Origin of the sequence: Vibrio sp. ER1A, from assembly GCF_000733315.1 — a bacterium.
Lineage (GTDB): Bacteria > Pseudomonadota > Gammaproteobacteria > Enterobacterales > Vibrionaceae > Vibrio > Vibrio mediterranei.
Window position 1 is genome coordinate 221,340 of sequence record NZ_JPJA01000094.1, and the last position, 23,059, is coordinate 244,398.

Annotated in this window: 19 protein-coding genes; 8 read left to right on the top strand and 11 right to left on the bottom strand. The window is 43.2% G+C overall.

Annotated features, from left to right (window positions below):
* Positions 1 to 61: 61 nt before the first annotated feature.
* The 4 genes from HW45_RS24335 to HW45_RS24350 form a co-directional block, all read right to left on the bottom strand.
* The gene (locus HW45_RS24335; protein WP_031496112.1) at positions 62 to 811 is read right to left on the bottom strand and encodes an amino acid ABC transporter ATP-binding protein; all 750 of its coding nucleotides are present in this window, start codon (positions 809 to 811) and stop codon (positions 62 to 64) included.
* Positions 812 to 832: 21 nt separating this feature from the next.
* Positions 833 to 1,930: an amino acid ABC transporter permease gene (locus tag HW45_RS24340; protein ID WP_038230453.1), complete on the bottom strand. Its 1,098-nt coding sequence runs from the start codon at positions 1,928 to 1,930 to the stop codon at positions 833 to 835.
* A gap of 1 nt (position 1,931) precedes the next feature.
* The gene (locus HW45_RS24345) at positions 1,932 to 3,134 is read right to left on the bottom strand and encodes an amino acid ABC transporter permease (protein ID WP_038230454.1); all 1,203 of its coding nucleotides are present in this window, start codon (positions 3,132 to 3,134) and stop codon (positions 1,932 to 1,934) included.
* Positions 3,135 to 3,204: 70 nt separating this feature from the next.
* Complete coding sequence (locus tag HW45_RS24350; protein WP_006074559.1) at positions 3,205 to 4,233, bottom strand: amino acid ABC transporter substrate-binding protein; 1,029 nt, start codon at positions 4,231 to 4,233, stop codon at positions 3,205 to 3,207.
* Positions 4,234 to 4,690: 457 nt separating this feature from the next.
* Between HW45_RS24350 and HW45_RS24355 the strand changes: the two genes are divergently transcribed.
* Entirely contained in the window at positions 4,691 to 5,629 is a 939-nt protein-coding gene (locus HW45_RS24355; protein ID WP_038230456.1) for a siroheme synthase, read from the top strand.
* Positions 5,630 to 5,670: 41 nt separating this feature from the next.
* On the opposite strand, the gene HW45_RS24360 is transcribed toward HW45_RS24355, so the two are convergent.
* Both HW45_RS24360 and HW45_RS24365 read right to left on the bottom strand, forming a co-directional pair.
* Positions 5,671 to 6,153, bottom strand: coding sequence for a YajQ family cyclic di-GMP-binding protein (locus HW45_RS24360; RefSeq protein WP_038230458.1), 483 nt, complete (start codon positions 6,151 to 6,153; stop codon positions 5,671 to 5,673).
* Position 6,154: 1 nt separating this feature from the next.
* Positions 6,155 to 7,219 carry a 3-deoxy-7-phosphoheptulonate synthase gene (locus tag HW45_RS24365; protein ID WP_038230460.1) on the bottom strand — a complete coding sequence of 355 codons (1,065 nt, stop codon included), beginning with the start codon at positions 7,217 to 7,219 and terminating at the stop codon, positions 6,155 to 6,157.
* Between the two features lie 261 nt (positions 7,220 to 7,480).
* On the opposite strand from HW45_RS24365, the gene HW45_RS24370 reads away from it, so the two are divergent.
* Positions 7,481 to 8,392 (top strand): putative PEP-binding protein, encoded by a 912-nt coding sequence (locus HW45_RS24370; RefSeq protein WP_038230462.1) that lies wholly within the window; start codon positions 7,481 to 7,483, stop codon positions 8,390 to 8,392.
* Positions 8,393 to 8,520: 128 nt separating this feature from the next.
* Entirely contained in the window at positions 8,521 to 9,000 is a 480-nt protein-coding gene (locus tag HW45_RS24375; RefSeq protein ID WP_038230464.1) for a PaaI family thioesterase, read from the top strand.
* Positions 9,001 to 9,038: 38 nt separating this feature from the next.
* On the opposite strand, the gene HW45_RS24380 is transcribed toward HW45_RS24375, so the two are convergent.
* Positions 9,039 to 10,388 carry a hypothetical protein gene (locus HW45_RS24380; RefSeq protein ID WP_038230467.1) on the bottom strand — a complete coding sequence of 450 codons (1,350 nt, stop codon included), beginning with the start codon at positions 10,386 to 10,388 and terminating at the stop codon, positions 9,039 to 9,041.
* A gap of 112 nt (positions 10,389 to 10,500) precedes the next feature.
* On the opposite strand from HW45_RS24380, the gene HW45_RS24385 reads away from it, so the two are divergent.
* Positions 10,501 to 11,340 carry a CvfB family protein gene (locus HW45_RS24385; RefSeq protein ID WP_038230470.1) on the top strand — a complete coding sequence of 280 codons (840 nt, stop codon included), beginning with the start codon at positions 10,501 to 10,503 and terminating at the stop codon, positions 11,338 to 11,340.
* Positions 11,341 to 11,622: 282 nt separating this feature from the next.
* On the opposite strand, the gene rsmF is transcribed toward HW45_RS24385, so the two are convergent.
* The 4 genes from rsmF to HW45_RS24405 form a co-directional block, all read right to left on the bottom strand.
* Positions 11,623 to 13,041 carry a 16S rRNA (cytosine(1407)-C(5))-methyltransferase RsmF gene (gene rsmF, locus HW45_RS24390; protein WP_038230471.1) on the bottom strand — a complete coding sequence of 473 codons (1,419 nt, stop codon included), beginning with the start codon at positions 13,039 to 13,041 and terminating at the stop codon, positions 11,623 to 11,625.
* Positions 13,042 to 13,153: 112 nt separating this feature from the next.
* On the bottom strand, positions 13,154 to 15,790 hold the full coding sequence (locus HW45_RS24395; protein ID WP_038230473.1) for a PqiB family protein: 2,637 nt from the start codon (positions 15,788 to 15,790) through the stop codon (positions 13,154 to 13,156).
* 8 nt (positions 15,791 to 15,798) lie between these two features.
* On the bottom strand, positions 15,799 to 17,049 hold the full coding sequence (locus HW45_RS24400) for a paraquat-inducible protein A (RefSeq protein ID WP_038230476.1): 1,251 nt from the start codon (positions 17,047 to 17,049) through the stop codon (positions 15,799 to 15,801).
* A gap of 39 nt (positions 17,050 to 17,088) precedes the next feature.
* Positions 17,089 to 18,885, bottom strand: a complete 1,797-nt coding sequence (locus HW45_RS24405) for an ABC transporter ATP-binding protein (protein WP_038230478.1) — start codon at positions 18,883 to 18,885, stop codon at positions 17,089 to 17,091.
* An 83-nt stretch (positions 18,886 to 18,968) separates the two neighbouring features.
* Here HW45_RS24405 and HW45_RS24410 point away from each other — a divergent pair, with 83 nt between their 5' ends.
* The 4 genes from HW45_RS24410 (at position 18,969) to HW45_RS24425 (ending at position 23,019) form a co-directional block, all read left to right on the top strand.
* Positions 18,969 to 19,442 (top strand): GAF domain-containing protein, encoded by a 474-nt coding sequence (locus HW45_RS24410; RefSeq protein WP_006074540.1) that lies wholly within the window; start codon positions 18,969 to 18,971, stop codon positions 19,440 to 19,442.
* Positions 19,443 to 19,540: 98 nt separating this feature from the next.
* Entirely contained in the window at positions 19,541 to 20,170 is a 630-nt protein-coding gene (gene proQ, locus HW45_RS24415; protein ID WP_006074539.1) for an RNA chaperone ProQ, read from the top strand.
* Between the two features lie 17 nt (positions 20,171 to 20,187).
* Positions 20,188 to 22,191, top strand: coding sequence for a carboxy terminal-processing peptidase (gene prc / locus HW45_RS24420; RefSeq protein ID WP_038230480.1), 2,004 nt, complete (start codon positions 20,188 to 20,190; stop codon positions 22,189 to 22,191).
* A gap of 165 nt (positions 22,192 to 22,356) precedes the next feature.
* Positions 22,357 to 23,019, top strand: coding sequence for a hypothetical protein (locus tag HW45_RS24425; protein WP_038230483.1), 663 nt, complete (start codon positions 22,357 to 22,359; stop codon positions 23,017 to 23,019).
* The last annotated feature ends 40 nt before the right edge of the window (positions 23,020 to 23,059 follow it).

Sequence of the window (23,059 nt, forward strand, 5' to 3'; positions counted from 1 at the left end):
AAATGGCAAAACAATGTAAAAATGGCGACTTAAAAAAGCCGCCATTTATCATCCAGAGCAATCAGTGATGAAGTATCTGACTCAGGAAGTTTTGCGTTCGATCTGATTGCGGATTTTCAAAGAAATCAACAGGATTGTTCTCTTCGATTATCTCCCCGGCATCCATAAATATCACTCGGTCGGCAACCTCTTTTGCAAAACCCATTTCGTGCGTTACACACAGCATGGTCATGCCTTCCTCTGCGAGTTCTACCATTACGTCCAGTACTTCTCTAACCATTTCTGGGTCGAGAGCTGACGTTGGCTCGTCGAACAACATAACTTGCGGGTTCATACACAACGAGCGAGCGATAGCTACGCGTTGCTGCTGTCCACCAGATAGCTGACCAGGATATTTGTCAGCTTGATCTGGGATTTTAACGCGCTCAAGATATTTCATCGCAATGGCTTCCGCCTCTTCTTTTGGCATCTTTTTGACCCAAATAGGAGCAAGCGTGCAGTTCTCCAGCACCGTGAGGTGAGGGAATAAGTTAAAGTGTTGGAAGCACATGCCCACTTCACGTCGCACTGCCTCGATGTTTTTCAGGTCTTCAGTCAATTCGTTACCAGAGACAAAAATGTGTCCTGCTTGATGCTCTTCTAATCGGTTAATACAACGAATCATCGTTGACTTACCTGAACCAGAAGGGCCACAAATTACGATTTTTTCACCCTTTTTAACGTCAAGGTTGATATTTTTCAGTACGTGAAACTCGCCGTACCACTTGTTCATGTCCTTTAACTGGATCATGTAATCTTCTTGTTGCGTCATAATACGTCCTCGAATTTCCGTTTATCGTTTGTGACCGGTATGCAGTTTGTTCTCTAGCCAAATCGAGTATCTCGACATGCCAAAACAGAACACCCAGAACACTAACGCGACAAATACATAACTTTCCGTAGCAAAACCAAGCCACTCGGGGTCGGTGTTTGCGGCTTGACCAATACCCAGTACATCAAACATACCAATGATGAGTACTAGACTGGTATCTTTAAATAAACCGATGAAGGTGTTTACGATTGAAGGAATGGTAATCTTAAGTGCCTGCGGTAGCACAATAAGCCCCATTTTTTTCCAATAAGTAAGACCTAGCGCGTCTGCTGCTTCATATTGGCCTTTTGGAATAGCTTGTAGACCACCACGAATAACTTCCGCCATATAAGCCGCACTGAACATGACAACACCAATCAATGCTCTAATTAGCTTGTCAGTTTCTACACCCTCTGAGAAAAATAACGGCAGCATTACCGACGCCATAAACAGAACAGTGATAAGCGGAACGCCACGCCATACTTCGATATAGACAGTACAGATACTGCGAATAATTGGCATCTCTGAACGTCGACCTAATGCTAACGCCACACCAATAGGTAGAGAGACGATAATACCCACAAGAGCAATGATCAGTGTGACAAGTAGTCCACCCCATTTATGTGTTTCTACGACTTCAAGCCCAAACACACCACCGTATAAGAGGCCAGCGGCGATGAAAGGATAGATGTTGACGAAGAACAACCAAATCCATAAACGTTTAGGCGTTCGCTCATAAGCAAGCAAAGCAACGAAAATTGCCAGTGTTGCGTAGAACAGGCGAGGGCGCCATAACTCAGCTTGAGGGTAGAAGCCATACATGAACTGTTCCCAGCGAACGCTGATAAACACCCAGCACGCACCTTCTCTCGAACAAGCGTCGCGAGTGGTACCAACCCAATCTGCTTTGAGAATAGCCCAATCGAACACATACCAAAGTAGAGAGAGAGCAAAGTAGCCTAAAACAATCGTTAGTAGAGAGTTAGCTGGGCCATTAAATAGATTCTTTCGTAACCAACCTACCACACCAACAGTATTGGCTGGAGGCGGAAGGTCCGGTTGAAATTGATGCTGTGACATATTACCTCTCCACCAATGCAACTTTCTTGTTGTACAAGTTCATCAATGCAGACGTCACCAAACTCAAGGTTAGGTAAACGGCCATAGTCATTGCGATGATTTCAATGGCTTGTCCAACTTGGTTTAACGTAGTACCAGCGAACACAGATACTAAATCTGGGTAACCTATCGCCATAGCTAAAGAAGAGTTCTTTGTCAGGTTAAGGTATTGACTGGTGAGTGGTGGAATGATGATCCTCATTGCCTGAGGAATAACGACCAGTTTTAATGTGCGAGATTTAGGTAATCCAAGAGACATTGCTGCCTCGGTTTGACCGTGGTTTACAGCATTAATGCCTGAACGAACGATTTCAGCAATGAAGGAAGCGGTATAGATACTTAAAGCAAGAGTCAAAGCCGCGAGCTCAGGAATAATACTGATACCACCTTTAAAGTTGAAGCCTTTAAGAACGGGGTACTCTGCCGTGATAGGCATGCCCATAACAAAAAATACAACAACAGGAAGGACAACGATTAAACCCAAACCAATGCGAAACATTGGTGTTTGTTGACCAGTAAGCTTTTGTTTGTTCTTAGCCCAAACATTAATAATGATTGTCGCAATAATACCGAGTATAAAAGCGCCGATCACCACGCTACTGCCTTCTCCAAACACTGGAGCAGGGAAGTAAAGGCCGCGAACATTTAAGAAAATAGCTTCACCAAGGCTCATACTTTGACGAGCGGAAGGTAAGGCTTGAAGGACCGCAAAGTACCAGAAGAAGATCTGTAACAATAAAGGAATGTTTCGGAAAATCTCGATATACACTGCAGCAAATCGACTAACTAGCCAGTTAGAAGAAAGTCGAGCAATACCGATGACAAACCCGAGAACAGTAGCTAACACAATGCCTAGCACAGAGACTAGCGCCGTGTTTAAAAGCCCCACGAAAAAGGTTCGGCCATAAGAAAAGGTTTCGTCATACTCGATAAGAGTAAGACCGATTCCAAAGCCCGCTTCTTGGTTTAAGAAATCAAAACCCGTTGCGATACCTCGAGCAGCTAGATTGTTTAACGCATTGTTAACGATCGTATAGAAAAAGAGTCCTAAAGCGAGAACGGCGATAACTTGGAAAACAATAGAGCGGAAGGTGGGGTTGTATAGTAGATTTGCGCTTTTCGCAGGTTTGTTCTGCGGTGCGACTTGAGTCGTAGTAGGTTTCATACAGCTATAACCTCAAATCCTTTTAAAAAAAGGGCGGATGAACCGCCCTTATTTGAGCACTTAATAGTTATTAGCGGATTGGTGGCGCGTACATGAAGCCGCCAGCATTCCATAGTGCGTTTACGCCACGTGAGATTTGAAGCGGTGAACCTTCACCAACTGTACGCTCAAAACTCTCGCCGTAGTTACCTACTTGTTTAATGATTTGGTAGCCCCAATCATCACGGATTCCTAGGCCTTTACCTTTAGGACCATCAACACCAAGAATACGCTTGATGTTTGGATCTTTAGATTTAAGCATTTCATCCGCATTCTTAGACGTGATGCCATATTCTTCAGCGTTCACCATTGCTGCTAGTGTCCACTTAGCGATGTTGAACCACTGGTCGTCGCCTTGACGAACTACTGGGCCAAGAGGCTCTTTAGAAATGATCTCTGGAAGAACGACCGCTGAACTTGGATCTTGAAGGTTTAGACGAAGTGCATATAGACCAGATTGGTCTGTTGTTAACACATCACAACGACCTGAGTCGAAACCTTTTGACGTTTGAGCTGCAGTATCGAATACTACTGGCTTGTATTCCATACCATTGTTACGGAAGTAATCAGCTAGGTTCAGCTCAGTAGTGGTACCTGATTGAACACAAACAGACGCGCCGTCAAGCTCTTTAGCGCTAGAAAGACCTAGATCTTTCTTAACCATAAAGCCTTGACCATCGTAGTAGTTAACACCAACGAAGTTTAGACCTAGTGCAGAGTCACGGTGTAGAGTCCATGTTGTGTTACGTGATAGTACATCAATCTCACCAGATTGAAGTGCAGTAAAACGTTCTTTTGCAGTCAATGGAACGTATTTAACTTTGGATTTGTCACCCAATACCGCAGCAGCAAGAGCTTGGCAGTATTCTACGTCAATACCTTCCCACTCACCTTTTGAGTTAGGGTTAGAGAAGCCTGGAAGACCAGTACTAACGCCACAGGTTAAAACGCCAGCTTTAGTGACTTTGTCGAGAGTGCCGTCAGCAGCAGATGCTGATGTACTCATCATTGCAGCAGATGCCGCTACTAAAGAAGCAATAAGAGTGAGTTTCTTTGCCATTGTGTATCCTTCCTGTTATTTCCGTGTAAATCAGGTCCAGCCTGAATACAATGTGCTAGTTATTGTTGTGTTGCATCATAAGTCGTTAAAATTGAACTGATTTGGTGCAATTTGTAACGACCGTTTAAAGCGTAGATAATGATTTGTGATTTCTCAAATTATTAATTTAAATAGTGTTTTGAGTTGCCACATACGTCTAAACAGTAGTTAGAATGACGAAATGTGATGATTTTGTAAATAGTGCAGCTTGGCACCAAAAAGGTGCTTTAGAGAGTGGTATGTTATATTTGTGTTAAATTAACATGATCGGCCGTTTTATTGATTTTGGTTCAAATTTTTGACTAATAAACATTAAAAATTCAGTGAAAAATTGTTTTGTGACCAATGTCTCGGTGACAAATATGCACCGTAATGGTGAATATGAATGAATAGTTATTTCGTTTAGAAAAGGAAATTTATGCGTTACTTTCCACTGTTTATGGATTTACTAGATCGACCAGTTTTGGTCGTAGGGGGCGGAGAGGTCGCGTGCCGAAAAGTGGATACTTTAACGAGAGCAGGGGCTCGCGTAACGATAGTATCACCTCAACTAGAGCCTTACCTTGCTGATTTAGTCGAGCAAGGTAAATGTTTATGGATAAAGCGTTTCTACGAAGCTGAGTTAATGCATCAGGACTTTGTGCAAGTTTGGGCGACAACTGATAACCCAGAACTTAACCATCAGGTGCATAAAGATGCTAAAAAAATGGGTATTTTGGTAAATGTCGTTGATGATACTCCGTATTGCGACTTTATTACTCCATCGATAATCAATCGCGGCCGCGTTCAAATTGCCATATCAAGTGGTGGTGCCTCGCCAGTTCTAATTAGAGGTATTCGTGAAAAGCTTGAGTCCATACTTCCCATGAATACGGCTCAGCTGGCGGATTTTGCCGCAAGCAAACGTGGTGATATTAAACAGCATTTCGCTACCGTTGATGAGCGACGTAAGTTCTGGGAGCTGTTTTTCAACGAACCTAGGGTAGTGGAATGTAAGAATAATCATGAGCTTGAGCTCGCCTATCAACAGCTCATAAACAGTGACACAGAGTTTTCCAATGCCTGTACGTGGATCAAGTTTGGTGTTGACCCGGAACTCCTGCCTATTAAAGCACTAAGGATTATGCAAGAGGCTGAAGTGGTGTTCTTTGACAAGAGTTGTCCATTCGGATTTGTTGATTTAGTTCGACGGGACGCAGAGCGCATCGAGTTTCAAGATATCGCACAAGTCTCTCAAGACATTCAGAAACGCAAAGCAAACAAAGAACGTATAGTAGTGTTTGTAGACCCGCAATCTTCCTCACATAGGCTTCTTAAAGAGGGCGATGAGGAAATTGGCTTGGCGCAGATAAAATAAAAGGGCGTTAACGCCCTTTTATTTAAAACGACTAACTCGAGTTAGTCGCGGAAGTTATTAAACTGGAATGGTTGACCCAGTTCGCCATTCTTAACTAACTGCATAGTTGCTTGCAGGTCATCGCGTTTCTTACCTGTTACGCGGACTTTGTCACCTTGAATCGCGACTTGAACTTTAATTTTCGAGTCTTTTACCAGTTTCACGATTTTCTTTGCAACGTTGGTTTCGATACCTTGCTTGAACAATACGGTTTGGTGCCATTGTTTACCTGATTGTTCAGCCGTTTGTGATTCCATCGCGTTTACATCAACGCCACGCTTAGTCAGGTTACCACGCAAAATATCGCGCATTTGCTTAAGCTGGAAATCGCCTTCACATGAAAGTTTTACGGATTCATCGTTTTGAGAGAACGATGCTTCGACGTTCCTAAAATCAAAACGCGTCGCCAGTTCACGGTTTGCATTGTCTACAGCATTACGCAGTTCTACTGTGTCGATTTCTGAAACAATATCAAATGACGGCATGTTAACCTTCCTTCTCGTTACGTTGTTTTACAGCATCAGCAAGAATGTCTAGCATTTGAACGGTATCATTCCAGCTAAGGCAAGGATCTGTGATTGATTGTCCATAAGTAAGGTTATGGAGATCTTCCATGCTCTGGTTACCTTCTTCTATGAAGCTCTCAGCCATGATGCCTGAAATCTTATTGGAACCAGAGATGATTTGACCAGCGATGTCTTTCGCAACGTCGAGTTGCTTACGGTGTTGTTTTTGGCAGTTTGCGTGACTGAAGTCAACAACTAGGCGAGCTGGCAAGTCGAATGATGCTAACTGATCGCATGCTTTCTCGATAGACGCTTGATCGAAGTTTGGTCCTGTGTCTCCACCACGTAGAATCACGTGACCGAATGGGTTACCACTGGTGCGGTATACTGTCATACGACCATGTTTATCTGGTGAGTAGAAATAGTGCTGTGCTCTCGCGGCGCGAATCGCATCAATAGCAATTTTGATGCTGCCGTTGGTACCGTTTTTGAAACCAACAGGGCAAGATAAAGCTGAGGCCATTTCTCGGTGAATTTGCGACTCAGTAGTACGCGCGCCAATTGCGCCCCAAGTGATAAGGTCGGCGATGTATTGGCCGGTAATCATATCTAAAAACTCAGTTGCCGTAGCCAAACCAAGTTTGTTGATGTCTAGAAGCAAACCACGAGCTTTGTTCAAGCCAGTCTCAAGCGCATAAGAACCATCAAGATTAGGGTCCGTAATTAAGCCTTTCCATCCAACAACAGTGCGTGGTTTTTCAAAGTAGGTACGCATGACGATAAATAGTTCGTCTTTATACTCGTTTTGAATTGCACTTAAACGCTTAGCATAGTCTAGTGCAGCTTCAGTATCGTGGACTGAACAAGGGCCCACAATGCAAAGAAGACGATCATCTTCTCCACTTAAAATACTTTCAATTTGACGGCGAGAATTAGCAATGCGCTCTGCAACGTCATCCGTAATTGGGTGATTCGTACTCAATTCTGACGGAGTCGGCATTGGACCTAATGCCTGTGTTCTTAGTTCATCTGTCTTTAATGGCATGGTGCAGCCTGCAAATTTATTACGAAGCGGTAAAGATAAACGAAATGACAGTTAGAATAAACCTCTAATCCGGAGATAACCGTATCATTTGCATTGATTCGTCCTTCATAAAACACACATTGGTTAAATTAGAATCAAAGTTTGGCTTTATCCTCGTGCTACAAAAATAGTGGTCACATTTAATTAAAAGGAATCCCTTGTATTCATTGGCGGGAGTCGGTATTTTTCCTTTAAAGCAAATAACAACAGCACGGAGCAGCAATGGGGTACGACACTATCCAAACTGGCCAAGAAGAAGCCGAATCAACAACCAACCTGAACCTTGGAAATGTACTGCCTAGTTTTGGCGAGCAGCAGCAACCTGCTACCCATCTTTATGTATCTATTTCTGAGCTCATTATGGAAAAGATATTCTTTCACCCCAACTATGCCTCAATGGTTGACTCTCTCGATACCGTAGAGCTCGAGGCAATAAATGCTATCTTAGGTGAGCAAAGTGCTTCAGAGTTTTTTGTTGAGACGTTGGTGAATGCAATTAAAGCGGCGAATATTGCTTCTTACGACACTGTACGTCTTGAACTCAATGATGCAAATAGCTACGAGATGAGCGCTCTACTAGGTGGAGGCGCGGAACCTGATGAGGTTAACCCTTGTCTGGGACTCCGTGGTGTCTCCCGATTTGCTTCTGACGTTTATAAAGCGTGCTTTGCGCTTGAATGTGAAGTGATAAAGCGTTTGAGAGCAGACGGTATTAATGTAGAAATCGTTGTGCCTTGTGTACGCGCCTTGAGTGATGCCGCTAAAATCATTGACCGACTCGCTGAGCAGGGCTTGCCACGAGGCCTTAATGGTCTCAAAGTATTGTTTGCTTGCGACACTCCTTCTGCAGTGCTGCTGTCTGAGCGTTTGCTACAGTATTTCGATGGATTGGTAATTAAAGTTGAGAGCTTGACTCAATTGACCTTAGGTGTCGACATTAATCAAGAAGAGCTGGTTCATCTATACGACCCTCAAAACGAAGCGGTACTAAAGCTAATTAAAGAAGCGGTTACCGCCTCTAAAGAAGCGAGAAAACCGGTTCTACTAACGATTGGGGCACTTGACGACTATTCAGTCCTTAAAGACTTCATTGCTGAGCTGGGTAGAATCGACGTGTATTCCACCGCAGCTTAATCACGGCAGTATTTAAAGTGAAAAGCTCCTACCTTCATAAGAAGTTAGGAGCTTTTTATTAACAATTTTTTGACATCTTCGTGGCTTTCTAGTTTACTGGTCAGACAAGTATAGATGAGGGAAGTCGTATGTTATCGCCGTTACAAAAGGCTAATTTTTACCTTAACGCGTTCGGGTTTATGAAGGTGCCGTTAATTTGGTTATGCCGTCCAAAATTATTGGAACTGAACGAGGAAAAGGTCGTAATTAATATTCCATTAAGGCGACGTACGAAGAATCACTTAAACAGTATGTATTTTGGCGTGCTTGCGGTAGGTGCTGATGTGGCCGGCGGATTTATGGCTATGAACAAAGCGCAAAAACGCGGTAATAAAGTGTCGTTGGCATTCAAAGAGGTCGAAGGCAAATTTTTGAAACGTCCAGAAGCTGACGTTCAATTTGTATGTTCTGACGGAAAGCTTATTGATGAAATGTTAGATGAGACGATAAGAACGGGAGAGCGTGTAAACAGACCAGTAAAGATTACCGCCATCTGTCCATCACTACATGGCAACGAACCAATGGCGGAGTTTTCGTTGGTCTTGTCATTAAAAGCTAAGGCTGCCTAACCTAGCCAACCAAACTGTGTGTACTCAAACTTTTAGTACTACAGAGGGATCTGTTCTATATCGACAATTTTCGAACGGCTGAGCACAATTTTCCAACGATAGTAAACGGGTTCGTTACCATGGTTGTGCTCCTTCACAATTAGGTTGAGCAAGTGACGTTTTTCTAACGATTCTTTCACTACTTGACCGTCTTGGAGCTTATAAAAGCGGTTGTTGGATTTGTCCATCAATCTCGTCAGCGCCCGGAAGTTAATATTGATGACTTCGCGAGTTTGATCATAACCACTGGTAAATTTTGAGGTGGCCATGTCGGTCAGTGCGCGATAGTGCAAGATTTCTTCTTCTCTTTGAACCACGCGTTTCTTACGAATAGACTTAATTCTATCAGGCATCTTTTCGAACGTTGTATAATCCAGCCACTCAATTTTCCTGCCTACATCTTTCTTTGTAGTTGCATCGATATAACGTCTGCGCCACTTAGGTTTTCCTCTTTGTATCCAGCGCCACATAATATCGCGTAGGTCATCTTTAAATACTTCACGCAATGCATAGATAACTGATAGAACAAGAATAAATGAAGCGGTAATCTCGCCCAAATAATCGCGTGCCAATATGACCGCGGACGTCACAAATAACATCACCAGTCCAGTCGCAGTACCTTTGATAACCCGTTTAGTATTACTGCCGACAGACGTTGATTTCTCTTGCAGTACTACAGGGTGTTCAATCAAGCGGCGCAATAATCTCATCTTGTTGCTAAGACGAGTAGGGTCTTTACGAACCTTTTCGGAGTTGTAGTTGTTAAGATTTCGATGTGCCTGTTCTTTCTCGACAATGGTAATAAGTCGATCTTTTAAAGGGGTATATGCCTTACCGTTAGGGATATAGACGACGAGTTCGAGAAACTTCTGCCCGGTATACCAAGATAAGTAATTATCAATGTTAGCATAGTGACGTTTAAGGCTTTCTTCGTAAGGAATCGAACGGCGCATCTTCTTAAGAATATCGAGAGCGAGCTCAATGACTTCATCTATTTCATCTGCGGTGACGTCTTCCTTCGCCGTTTCTTTTAAGGTTGCCACAGCTTTATCGAGAGCGATAACGTATTGGTAGGCGAATAGGCTCAAACTGACGCGGTATTGAGTATTAGAAAGGCGTCCTCGTTTTGCTAGTCGCGAGTGAACGAGCGGCAGAAGTGTTTCATTACTATAATAGGCTCGCTTTTGCGAAATTGAATCGTAGTAGAAATCTGTTTCTGATACCAAATGTGACTTCATCCCTAGTTCGTTCGGGACGAATAAGTAAACATCTAAATCTAATCTTTTTGAGTTGGCCATCACGTGTGCAATTTTGAGTGTAATGGCGTCTTGCTTGTCGACGGTGATCAAACAACTTCTCCGTGTGCTTTGATAACGTTAAGCATATCAGAACCAAGGTAAACTAGCATCTTAAAGCGAGTCAGGTATAATCGCGCCAATTACCCCAATAGAGATAAACACAATGATTAACGTAGGTCGTATCAACCAGCTAGAAGTAACAAAAGAAGCGGATTTTGGTTGGTTTTTAGACGGAAAAGATTACGGTTCGATTTTATTAACCAAGAAGCACGCTCCTGAGGGTGTAGCGGTTGGTGATGTTGTTGATGTTTTTCTCTATTTTGATGCGGACAACCAAATTGCTGCAACCACAGAAAAACCAGTTGCACAAGTTGGTGAGTGGGGCCTGATGAAAGTTGAAGGCGTAAATAGCATCGGCGCATTTGCCAGTTGGGGAATTAAAGAGAAAGACTTACTTATTCCTTTTAGCGAACAGCGTGGTCGCCTGTCAGCAGGACAAACGATTCTTGTTTACGTGTACACCGACAAAGCATCCGGCCGTATCGTTGGTACCACGAAATTTAACAAGATTCTAGACAAAACACCTGCACAATATACAAAGAACCAGCAAGTTGATTTGCTCATCGCTGAACGCAGTGACTTGGGTTACAAAGCGATCATTAATGGTGAACACTGGGGAATGATTTTCCCTTCGGATGTATTTGGTAAGTTATTTATCGGTAAGCAGTTGAAGGGCTTTATCAAGCAAGTTCGTTCTGATGGTAAGATAGACTTGACGCTTCAAAAAGTGGGCGTTGCGAAAATGGATGATTTAAGTGAAAAAATCCTAAGTTTACTAGAGAAGAAAGGTGGCTTCTTACCATTGAGCGATAAATCTACGCCTGAAGCGATTTTTGCCACCTTCAAAACCAGTAAAGGTACATACAAGAAGAGTATCGGTGGTCTATATAAGCAAGGTAAGATCAGTATTGATAAAGATGGTATCCGTTTGATTCAAGACTAATCAAAACTAGCGATAAAAGTTCAGACCAAAAAGAGGCCCAAAACTGATCCTGATTTGGGCCTAGGGGAATGGCTCATGGAGAGCCTACGCTAACTGTTTTAAACAAACCTGACTTCAAGAATGCGTCGCTATGCTTCTTTACGTCAGTGCTTAGAATCTTTACTTTAAACGGCCATTGCGTTTAATTGCCTATGTGTTGATAACCTTTAAAGTGTAGTACAGAACAGGAAAAAAGCGATGTGACCAGCGGTTTTAGCTAGCTAAAACCGCTATGTATTTGGCTTAAAACAGGTTTTTGTCGCGCACCAACTCTCTTGGAAGGCCATTCTTTACTCTATTTCCAACCCATTTACCCAAACCAATAATAAAACCGTTATAACTAACGAACACTTCACCTTTGCCGGATAAGCCCTCAGGCCTTACGTCTCTACCCATAAACCACTCTCTTGCGTCCTCTTTAGATAGGGGAACAGCGGTTGTATCAGTATTAGTCAGAGCCGTTGCGACTTGGTGTTGCCAGCGATAACCTTTTTTATGTTGTTCCGCGATCTTGATACCCATGCGCGAGAAACGAAACTCTCCCAACATTGGTTCTAGCGCTTGTGGGAATAACCAAATGTCATTGTCACGCTTCCATAATGTGCTGTGTTGTGGAACGGAAATACTCATAGTTTGTTGCAGTTGAGTGACAACGTCACTTGATTCTTTTCGAGTTAATGGCTGAAAAGGAAACTTACCGAGCCGTTTCTTTACCGTTGGAGCAGGATGAGTTCCTGTTTTCTTAAACTTGGCAATAAAGAAGCCTTCGCTGTCGTAGGTTTGCGGGAAAACGTGCAGAAACCCTTCTTGTGTTGTCGCTTTTTCTGCATCAGGGAACAGCTGTTGCAATGACGTGATTTCAACAGCACCTCCAAACGTTTGTGTGAGATGAAGGGCAACCTGTTGGTTTTCTTCTGGACTTAAAGCACAAGTAGAATAGACCAGAGAACCACCTACTTTTAGGGCATGAAATGCACTTTCAATCAGGTCTTTTTGGGTTTGAGCAATATCTTTGGTAGACGCTAAACTCCAGTTTTTCATCGCATCGGCATCTTTACGAACGGTTCCTTCCCCTGAACACGGTGCATCTAAGAGAATGGCATCAAACTGTTCTGGCAACCATCCGCCAAACACGCGAGCATCGTAGTTACTCATTGCAACATTACTGACGCCACAACGTTCGATATTGGCGTGCAATACTTTAACGCGGCTAGCAGCAAACTCATTCGCTACCAATATCCCTTCGTTATTCATCAATGCGGCAATCTGAGTCGTTTTTGAGCCGGGAGCGGCGGCCATGTCCAAGACGGCTTCAAATTTTTCATCACCACAAAATAAAGCACTAGGCGGCAGCATAGAACTGGCTTCTTGAATATAGAATAATCCGGCCATATGTTCGGCGGTGTTGCCAAGAGGAACGATGCTTTCGTCAGCATCAATCCAAAATCCCTCTTCACACCAAGGGATGGTCGTTAATTCCCAACCATTTGTCTGCGCTTTTTTTAAAAAGTCATCAATTGAAGTCTTAAGGGTATTAACGCGAATACTCTTTCTTAAGGGTCTTTGACAAGCGGCGATGAAGTCTTCCATGTTGAGAGTGCTAGGGAGGAACGTTTCAACATGTCTTAAGAAGTCTTCTGGGAGGTAAACATTGGCGTGCAAAATGATGCCTTTCGATAGCTGTGTTTATTTAGCAGCGAATTATATACCTAGCGGTAATCAAAGCAAATAAAAGCCCGCTCTTGCGGGCTTAGGAAAGGCGTCTTTTGTTCGATTAAGGAGTAGGGATCGGCGTGCGCCATTTTTTCCAGTTTTCTTCTGCAGACTTGTTTAAATAAAACGACTGTCCAGCCTCTGCTTGAGGTTGAAGCTGTTTCCCTTCTGGAGTAGAGAAAGTAATCCCTCCTCGAATCAGGCTATCAACCGTACCAGCCTTGATGTTAGCCCCGGAGAGGCCAATTTGCACATCTAAACCAGACACATTCCAAAACACGCTATTGGAACGGACTAAATACGCATAGTGAGGATCAATTTGAAAGGTGGAGATAACACGATCAGCGAATGTGCCAAGCTCGACGTCAGTGACACGACCTACTTCAATGTCTCGATATAGGATTGGTGTTCCTGGTTTAATTGAGCCGCGAGTTTCACTTTGCAGTGTATACTCAACGCCGTTCTCTACTTTAGGAAAATCGTTAAGATCGAAAACCTTAGAAGCTTTTCCTTTACCAGGTTCTACCGCTATGTATTGGCTAACAATAGCGCTTAGATTCTTCACACCGTTAAGACCGATTTGCGGTTTAACCATCCAATAATACGTGCCAGATGTCGCCAATTGATTGACATATTCCGGCAGAATCCTTGCTATTACTTCAACACGCTCTTTATCGAAATCTGGAACGGTAAGCATCACTTCACCAACTTTTACCCCTTGGTATTTTAGCGGCATACCTTTACTAACTTGTTGGTCCGTTGTCGTGGTATAGAGAGTAATAGATTGACCAAATTTACGAGCTGAATTGAAGTCCTGATATAGTTTCCAGTTCTTTCCTGTTTTGTTGTCGATACCCGGCATGCTATCAAATGCGATACCACCATCGATAAGTGTTTTGAGTGGCGCAGCTTTAACATTAATTCCAGATAAAGAGGCTTCAATTTCAACGCCAGAACGATTCCAAAATACGGTTTGTGGTGTAACGAGGTGCTTGTATTGGTTATCGATGCTCGTTTGAATATAGACTCCGCCATCGGTCAATGAGTAGTTTGATACGCTACCAACCTGCATATTTCGATATAGAACAGGACTACCTTCTTGGATTGGAGGAAGCTCATTAGCGAATAGTGTCAGGCGCATTGAACCAGTTTGGTCATGTTTTGCTAACTCAGCCAACGATTTGGTCTGGAACAAGGCAAATTCCGCACGGTCTGTTTTTAAACCTTCACTGACAAAACTGATAGAGCCTGTGAGAAGTTGTTTTGCAGGTGGGACAGTAACGTTGAGTCCTGCTTTAGTTAACTCAGCGGTAGCACTGCCTGTTACGAAAAAGCGGTTTTGCGAGCGAATCAGATCTTTGTACTCAATATCAATGGAGATATCCATTGCCACTTTGTCGTCCACCAGTTCCACGCTATTTAACGTGCCCACAGGAATACCTCGATAAAGGACGCTGCTACCAGGCTCAAGACCAAATGAGTTCTCAGAAAGTAGGCGTATAGCGATAGATTTCGCTTGAACGCGGTCGAGCTCGTCTTGTTTAACCGCTACAAAGTCACGGGCTTGTTCGCCACTTCCAGGGACGAGCGTTAAAAAGTTTCCAGTAATCAGATTTGATAGGTTTTCAACCCCAGACAGTGACACTTTGGCTTCTTCCAATAAGAACAATGTGCCCTGATTGAGCATATCACTAAAGGCTGGCTCGATAGATGCTGAAGCAATGATAGAGTCTCGTTCCCCGCTTAGTGCCAAATTGTTGATACGACCGATCTCAAGGCCGCGATACATAATCGGTGAGCCATTGGCCTTCAGGTTGCTGTTGTCGGGAAGGGCAATGCGAATTGGAATACCTCGACCAGCGGTTTTAAGATCTTTGTACAGTCTAAAATCTGTCCCAGCTTTTACCGGTTCACCACCGTCGGGAGAGTCTACGGCAATGGCACCTGCGAGAATAGCACTCAAGCTCTCAAGACGAATGTCGACACCTTGAAAACCAACATTAGCACCGATGCCACTCACATTCCAAAAGCGGCTCTTGTCAGTAATGATGTGACGAAACTCGTCTTGAATGGATGCTTTGATAATGACGGTTTCAGCATCATTATCAAGTTTGAAGCTATAGACTTCACCAATTGGAATTTTTTTGTAGACGATTTTTGAGCCTACTGAAATGCCCCCTAAGTCTCTTGCCTTTAAAGTAACGGTTAACCCGTCGTTAACGGCCAGTTCTGTAGGTACTGACTCAAGAGCCACGTATTTGGATTTCGCGCTATCGGATTCGGTAGCAGGGAAAATCGATATGTAGTTGCCGGATACCAGAGCGTCCAATCCAGAAATGCCAGATAGCGACGCGGAAGGTTTTACCAACCAAAATTTCGTGTCTTCACCCAGTAATTTGGTTGCTTCAGGATATATATCAGCATCGACATAAATGTTACTCAGGTCTTCTGATAGATTGATGTCTCGCACCATACCAACCTCTAAACCTTGATAGCGAATAGTCGTTCTACCTGCTATTAATCCTTGCGCATCAGAGAAGTAGATTTGCACTCGTTGACCGGCATCATGTACGGCTTTTGCTAATAACCAACCCGCCAAGGCTATGGTCAAAACAGGCAAGATCCAGAGAGGAGAGATGCGTCGATCTTTCTTAATCTCTGGGCTATAGGATGGTTGTTGTTGATTCTCGTTACTCATTAAAGCTACTACTCAACTTTGGTTTCAGGTTGCAAGGAAGGTTTCGAATTATGTCTGTCCCACAGTAATCGTGGGTCCAATGTTTCGGCCGCAAACATGGTTAATACAACCACTATACCGAAGGCAACGGCACCAAACCCTGGGGTGAAGTTCAAAATCTGGCCACGGTCTACTAGGGTAAGCATGATTGAAATGACGAACAGATCAGTCATCGACCATTTTCCGATCCATTTAATCGCTCGGTAAATGCTCATTTCGACTTTATGATTTTTAACCTTGTCGAATTGAATGCAAAACATCAGATAGCTGAGGCCAATAATCTTAGCTACGGGTACTACGATACTCGCCACAAAGATAATAATGGCAATGCCTAGCATGTCATTGTTAATAAGCGATGCGACCCCAGAAAAAATGGTGTCTTCTAGGCGTTGTCCATTGGTAATTAGGATTGAAATGGGCACAAGGTTGGCTGGGAATATTGCGACGGTAGCGGCAATAAGCAGTGCCCATGTCTTTTGCATAGAGTTGGGCTTGCGATGGTGCAATGGATTGTGGCAACGAACGCAAAACTCAGCGTCGGGTTGTGATAAATGGCATGTGTGGCAGTGGATTTCTTTTGCTTCTACTGGCAATGAGCTTTCTGCTTGCCAACTTTCCCAATAACGTCGTGTGCTTACTCGGTTCACTAGGACAATAGTAAGTACTTGTAGGATCACCAAGCTATATAGTGCATTACCAACGTAGATATCCGAATAATCTTGGAGCTTAAAGCATGAAATAGCGACACTGATCAGGAAGACATCTAACATCACCCAGTGCTTACTGTGCGAAAGAATGTTGAGCGATATTTTTAGCGTATTAAACCAACGATACTTCAGTGCGACATGAGCAGTTAGCACAGTGGCGCACATAGCGAGTGGGGCAATGGTGTGGCAAAAAAGGGTTAACAAAGCAAGCCCAGGGTAGCCTTCCTTAATGAGGGAAAAAACCCCTTCCATTAAGGTACCCTCAATCATCATTCCTACAAGTCGGATAGTAATAAAGTCGAAATAATGAGACGGTATAAACAGAAGTAGGCAGGTTATTGCTAGCGCGAGGTTGCCACCAATTGAGTAACTTTCGCTGCGATAGAGTTGAGTACCGCAACGAGGGCAATCAGCACTGTAGCCTTTTTTTAGGTCGACGATGTCAACAGGCAGTTCACAGCATTGGCATAAGCGAACTTGGGTAGGTGTTCGCGCGTGAGAACAAGCACTCATCTTTCATTACCTGTAAAAGATGAGTGTGTTGCTGTGGAGTTAACTTGCTGATTGCACTGAGCCATAAAGTGTCTGATACAGTCCTTCTGCTTCGACCAATTCGACGTGCGTTCCTGATTGAGTAACTTGTCCATCTTCCAGAACATAGATGAGATCGGCCTGTTTTACTGCTGATAGTCGGTGAGCGACGATCAACGTGGTGCGGCCTTTCAAAAACTCAGTCAATGCGGTGTGTAAAGCCGCTTCGGTAGCAGTATCGAGTGCAGACGTCGCTTCATCAAGGATGACGAACTGCGGATCGCTTAATATCATTCTAGCAATAGCGAGTCGTTGACGTTGTCCTCCAGACAACCGAATACCATTGCGACCAATTTGTGTTTCCAGACCGTCGACTAACTTGTCAGTGACGTCTTGTAGCTGAGCAACTTTGAGCGCATTCCAAATGGAGAAGTCGTCATACTCTCTGCCAAGTGTCAGATTATGCCTCAAGCTGTCATTAAAAAGTATAGGTTGCTGTAAAACAACAGCAATTTTATCTCGAATTATGTCGAAACCTATGTCGTCAGTGTTAACACCATTGAAGCAAATGATGCCACTGCGTTGTTTATAAACACCGATAAGTAACTGAATGAGAGTTGACTTGCCTCCGCCACTTGCTCCCACTAGAGCAACCTTCTTACCCGCTGGGATATGCAAGTTGAGTTTATTGAGTACGTCTTTATCCTGATCATAAGAGAAGGAGACGTTTTCAACAGCGACATCAACCTCGCGATCAGCTTTGAATGGGTTGACTTTGCTATTGGCGCGCGGCTCTTCTTCCAATTCGAGTAAGCTGTTGATTCTTGTTAGTGCGGCTTTTGCGCTATACCAAGAGAATTGAATGCCTAATAATTCCTGAACAGGACCCAGCATGAACCACAAGTAACCAAAGACAGCAAAGATTTGCCCGATGGTGAGATCGCTAAATAGCACCATAACCATTGCTATAGCTCTGAATAGCTCGAAGCCAATTAAGAAAAGGAGAAACGACAGTCTACCTGCGGCTTCAGACTGCCACGCGTATTTATCGGCGTTACTGCGAACTTCATTGGCTTGTTCTTTGAGCTGTTGTAAGAAATCTCGTTCTCGGTTAGCTGCTCTAAGTTGATAAATACCATCAAGTGTTTCAACTAGGCGATTTTGAAACTTTTCGAACGCTTGGTTTTCTTGTTTTTTTAGATGCTTAACCATTCCGCCCAATTTTCGGGAGAAATAGACGACGATTGGGTTGACCAATAGGATAAACAGGCCTAGGCGCCATTCTAGCCACAGCAAGACGATAGCGGTGCCTAAAACGGTTAGGAAGCTAATAATAAACTTGCTTAACGTTGAGCCAATGAACTGGTCAATGGTTTCAATATCAGTAATTAAATGCGCATTAATACCGCCACTACCACGAGTCTCATATTGTTTGATGCTGATACGACCGAGCTTGTCTATCATCTTGCATCGGATTTTATAAGTAATGGTCTTGGAAACCAGCGTAAACTGGCGACCTTGAAGAATATTAAGACCTTGACTGACAGTACGCATAAGAACGACGAGCACTAAAGTAACAGCGATGTAACCTATAGATGTCTGCCAACTGTCTAGCATGATCATATTCATATACTGCAAACCGGTGGAAGGTTGGTTAAGCAGCACTTCGTCGACCATCAGTGGCATTAATAATGGGATAGGGACGCTAATGAGCGTAGCAATGAGAGCGATAATATTCGCCGCAATAAGTCGAGACTTATGATTTTTTACTTGAGTTATTAACCAGGAACGGCTAATAGTGTCTTTCGTACTTGTCATGCTTTTGAGAATAGTTCCTATTACGATTTTGAGGCATTGTACTGGTATTGTAAGATATTGAAAGTGTTATTGATGGACGTATCATGAATCTAGAAAACTATGAACGCTTGGCGAAACAGGCCACAGCACTCATTGAATCCGAAACGGATTTTATTGCTAACCTATCTAATATTAGTGCACTTCTTTTCATGGAGTTAGATGATCTTAACTGGGCCGGCTTTTATTTAATGAAACAGGGCGAGTTAGTGTTAGGCCCTTTCCAAGGAAAACCAGCGTGTGTTCGCATTCCAGTCGGTCGTGGTGTCTGCGGCACTGCGGCAGAAACCAACACCATACAACGTGTATACGATGTACACGCGTTTGAAGGTCACATTGCATGTGATGCTGCAAGCAACTCAGAGATTGTGATTCCATTTTCGATCGGTGGTGAAGTAGTCGGCGTCCTAGATATTGATAGCCCAACAATTGGTCGATTCAGCGAAATAGATGAAGAGGGACTAAAAAACTTCATGAATTCGGTAGAAAAGGTGCTCAATTCACATACAAACGCGGCTTAAAATGAAATTTGCCTGTGGTTTTTCTAGTGCAGGTCACTATAATACCAAGAATATTTTTCTTAATGCTTCGCGGATAACCGCATTAACCAGGAACCCACATGGAAAACACTGAGAAGTTGAAGAACAGCAAAGAAATTATCGCGTATATTGCTGAATGTTTCCCTAAATGCTTTACTGTAGAAGGTGAAGCAAAACCACTTAAAATTGGTATCTTTCAAGATCTTGCTGAACGTTTAAAAGATGACGAGAAAGTCAGTAAGACTCAGCTACGTGCAGCGTTAAGACAATACACTTCTTCTTGGCGTTATCTACACGGTGTAAAACCGGGTGCAGTGCGTGTTGACCTAGATGGCAATGAATGTGGTGAGCTAGAAGCTGAGCATGTTGAACACGCGCAAGCTACACTGGCTGAAAGTAAAGCTAAAGTTGCAGCTCGTCGTAAAGAACAAGCTCAGAAAGCTCGTGAAGAAGGCAAAGCAAAACCTAAAGCTAAAAAGCCTCAAGCACGTAAGCCACAAAACAATACTAAGAAACCAGCGAAAGTAAATACGCCAGTTGAAACGCGCGCTTTGAATGCAGATGAAATGATCATCGGTAAGCAAGTAAACGTAAACATGGGCAAAGGGAACATGGCTGCGACCATTGTTGAAATCAATAAGGAAGATGTGCGCGTTCAGCTAGTAAATGGCCTACAAATGGTTGTTAAAGCGGAGCACCTGCGCGCATAAAGGAGAAATTCCTACGCATGAAGTGCCGTTCAAAATTATCGATAGTTGCTGCTAGCCTTTGGCTAGCAGCTTCATCAGCTCACGCTTTGGAAGCGAAATTTGAAAAATCAGATATTCCTACCTTGGCTCCCGAAGTACAACATGAAACAGCCAGTAAACGCGTAACTTCTCGTTTTACTCGTTCTCACTACAAACACTTCACTCTAGACGACGAATTTTCAAAAGCGATTTTTGCACGTTATTTGGAAATGCTCGACTACAACCGAAATATCTTCACACAAGCCGACATAGACAAGTTCAACTCTTGGTCGACTCAACTTGATGATCAACTCAAAGCTGGTAACAACCAAATTGCATTTGATGTGTATAACCTTTCGATGCAGAAACGTTATGACAGATTTGCATACGCGTTATCTCTATTAGACAAAGAGATGAAATTCGATGTTGACGAAAGTATTACGTTAGATCGTTCAGAGGCAGCTTGGCCAAAGGATGAAGCAGAGCTAAATGAGCTTTGGCGTAAACGCGTTAAGTATGATGCGTTGAATCTGAAGTTGGCTGGCAAGAATTGGGATGAGATAAAAGAAACGCTTGGTAAACGTTACAACAACGCAATCAAACGCCTAACTCAATCACACAACGAAGATGCATTCCAAATTTATATGAATGCGTTTGCTCGAGAAGTTGACCCTCATACTAGTTACTTATCTCCTCGTTCTGCAGAACAGTTCCAGTCAGAGATGAATCTGTCTCTGGAAGGTATTGGTGCCGTTCTCCAACTCACAGATGACTATACTGTCATTCGTTCTCTAGTAGCAGGTGGTCCGGCATCTAAGAGTAAGCAATTAGGCGAAGGCGATAAGATTATCGGTGTTGGTCAAGATGGTGAAGAGATCGTAGATGTCATCGGGTGGCGACTTGATGATGTAGTACAACTTATCAAAGGTCCTAAAGGCACCAAGGTCAAGTTACAAATTTTACCTGATGGCAAAGACGCTAAGGCGACCGTAGTTGAAATCGTCCGTGACAAGATTCGTCTAGAAGACAGAGCGGTTAAGTCTGAAGTTATCGAGAAAGACGGTAAGAAAATTGGTGTGCTTGAAGTACCGAGTTTCTACGTTGGCTTATCTAAAGACACAGACAAACTAATTACTGAGCTGAAAGAGAAAGGTGTCGATGGCATTATTGTTGATTTGCGCAACAATGGTGGTGGAGCCTTGACCGAAGCGACCGCAATGTCGGGTCTATTTATTGAAAATGGTCCAGTTGTACAAGTACGAGACAGTTATGGTCGAGTTAATGTAAACAGTGATACTGACGGAAAAATCAGTTATCAAGGCCCATTAACTGTACTTGTTAATCGTTATAGCGCTTCTGCCTCTGAAATTTTCGCAGCTGCAATGCAAGACTATGGCCGCGCAATTGTGTTAGGTGAGAACTCATTCGGTAAAGGTACAGTTCAGCAACATCGCTCGCTAAACCATATCTATGATCTATTCGATAAAGAGTTAGGTTACGTACAATATACCATTCAGAAATTCTACAGAATTAATGGTGGGAGTACGCAGAACAAAGGCGTAGTTCCAGATATCGCCTTCCCAACGCCAATCGAACCTGCTGAAACTGGTGAGAGCGTTGAAGATAACGCACTACCATGGGACAGCATAGATAAAGCGAAATACAGTGAGTTACAACGTAACGATGAAATGATTGCGTCGCTTACGACTAAGCACGAAGAACGCATTAAATCAGATATGGAATTTGGATTTATTGCTGAAGACATTGCTAAGTACAAGGCTGAAAAAGACGATAAAACGTTATCCTTGAGTGAATCTGCACGTAAAGCAGAAAGTGATAATAATGATGAGCTTAGATTAGAGCGTGTCAACTTGCGTCAGAAAGCGGCAGGAGAAGAACCTTATAAAACTTTGGATGATATCCCGAAAGATTATGAAGTCCCAGATGCTTACTTAGATGAAGCCGTGGCTATTATGGTCGACATGGTAAACGCCAAATCTTAACCTGTTCAAACTAAACAAAAGCGAGCCTAGTGCTCGCTTTTTTAATGCTTGTTCTCGCTTGCCTCAGATTTGATACTTAAAATTAAAAATCGTGATTTAGATCAAAAAATTTCGCAATCTCGTATTAACCCACCTAAGCTTAATGTAACTGTGAGGGGGATACATATGAGATGGATTACACTACTTTTATGTGTTTTGTCGTTTGGAGTACTGTCGGATACACGTAAAGATAACAATGACTTAACTCAGTTTGACCAACCGTTTCTGTTGGGAGATTGGTACTTAGTAAACCCAAGTCCAGATGAAGGACCGGACACCTTTTTAGCAATCAAACTATCGCTGGGTTCCAACTACACTTTTTCGATAGACATTCAAAAACAAGATTACAGTATTGAACATTGGGAAGGGTTGTTTACCGCCAATGATGATACGATTATTCTCGGCCTAAACAGTGATGAACCTCAGGTCTATAATTACAGCGGCAACCACAATATGCTCAATCTAAATGGAGTCGTCTTTACCAAAGCGTTGCCTAATGCACTCGCTGGTATCTGGTCTTCGGTGAGTGTGAGTGGTGATGACAAACATGCTCAAGAAATTGCGAGAATGGATTTAATCCTCCAGCCAGATTTCGTGTTTACGTTTCGTGTCAGTTCAAGCGATGGGGATGAAGCGATTCATAGTGGCGTCTACTACACCGAAAATGATCACATCGTGTTGCTTTATAAAGACGGTGAACACGATGCAACGTATACATTAAATCAGGATGAACTGACTTTAGAGGTAGAAGACGGTGATATGTTTGCTGTCCTCAACCGCATTCGCTAGCAACACAGGCAGTTAGTCAAAAGCGTCAACTTAGTTTGAC

Bases quoted from the DNA above. Each gene is read 5' to 3' on its own strand.
- HW45_RS24355 (WP_038230456.1), top strand. From the start codon at position 4,691: ATGCGTTACTTTCCACTGTTTATGGATTTACTAGATCGACCAGTTTTG.
- HW45_RS24395 (WP_038230473.1), bottom strand. From the start codon at position 15,790: ATGAGTAACGAGAATCAACAACAACCATCCTATAGCCCAGAGATTAAG.
- HW45_RS24360 (WP_038230458.1), bottom strand. From the start codon at position 6,153: ATGCCGTCATTTGATATTGTTTCAGAAATCGACACAGTAGAACTGCGT.
- HW45_RS24385 (WP_038230470.1), top strand. From the start codon at position 10,501: ATGATTAACGTAGGTCGTATCAACCAGCTAGAAGTAACAAAAGAAGCG.
- HW45_RS24335 (WP_031496112.1), bottom strand. From the start codon at position 811: ATGACGCAACAAGAAGATTACATGATCCAGTTAAAGGACATGAACAAG.
- prc (WP_038230480.1), top strand. From the start codon at position 20,188: ATGAAGTGCCGTTCAAAATTATCGATAGTTGCTGCTAGCCTTTGGCTA.
- HW45_RS24345 (WP_038230454.1), bottom strand. From the start codon at position 3,134: ATGAAACCTACTACGACTCAAGTCGCACCGCAGAACAAACCTGCGAAA.
- HW45_RS24410 (WP_006074540.1), top strand. From the start codon at position 18,969: ATGAATCTAGAAAACTATGAACGCTTGGCGAAACAGGCCACAGCACTC.
- HW45_RS24400 (WP_038230476.1), bottom strand. From the start codon at position 17,049: ATGAGTGCTTGTTCTCACGCGCGAACACCTACCCAAGTTCGCTTATGC.
- HW45_RS24350 (WP_006074559.1), bottom strand. From the start codon at position 4,233: ATGGCAAAGAAACTCACTCTTATTGCTTCTTTAGTAGCGGCATCTGCT.
- HW45_RS24405 (WP_038230478.1), bottom strand. From the start codon at position 18,885: ATGACAAGTACGAAAGACACTATTAGCCGTTCCTGGTTAATAACTCAA.
- HW45_RS24375 (WP_038230464.1), top strand. From the start codon at position 8,521: ATGTTATCGCCGTTACAAAAGGCTAATTTTTACCTTAACGCGTTCGGG.
- proQ (WP_006074539.1), top strand. From the start codon at position 19,541: ATGGAAAACACTGAGAAGTTGAAGAACAGCAAAGAAATTATCGCGTAT.
- HW45_RS24340 (WP_038230453.1), bottom strand. From the start codon at position 1,930: ATGTCACAGCATCAATTTCAACCGGACCTTCCGCCTCCAGCCAATACT.
- HW45_RS24365 (WP_038230460.1), bottom strand. From the start codon at position 7,219: ATGCCATTAAAGACAGATGAACTAAGAACACAGGCATTAGGTCCAATG.
- HW45_RS24370 (WP_038230462.1), top strand. From the start codon at position 7,481: ATGGGGTACGACACTATCCAAACTGGCCAAGAAGAAGCCGAATCAACA.
- HW45_RS24425 (WP_038230483.1), top strand. From the start codon at position 22,357: ATGAGATGGATTACACTACTTTTATGTGTTTTGTCGTTTGGAGTACTG.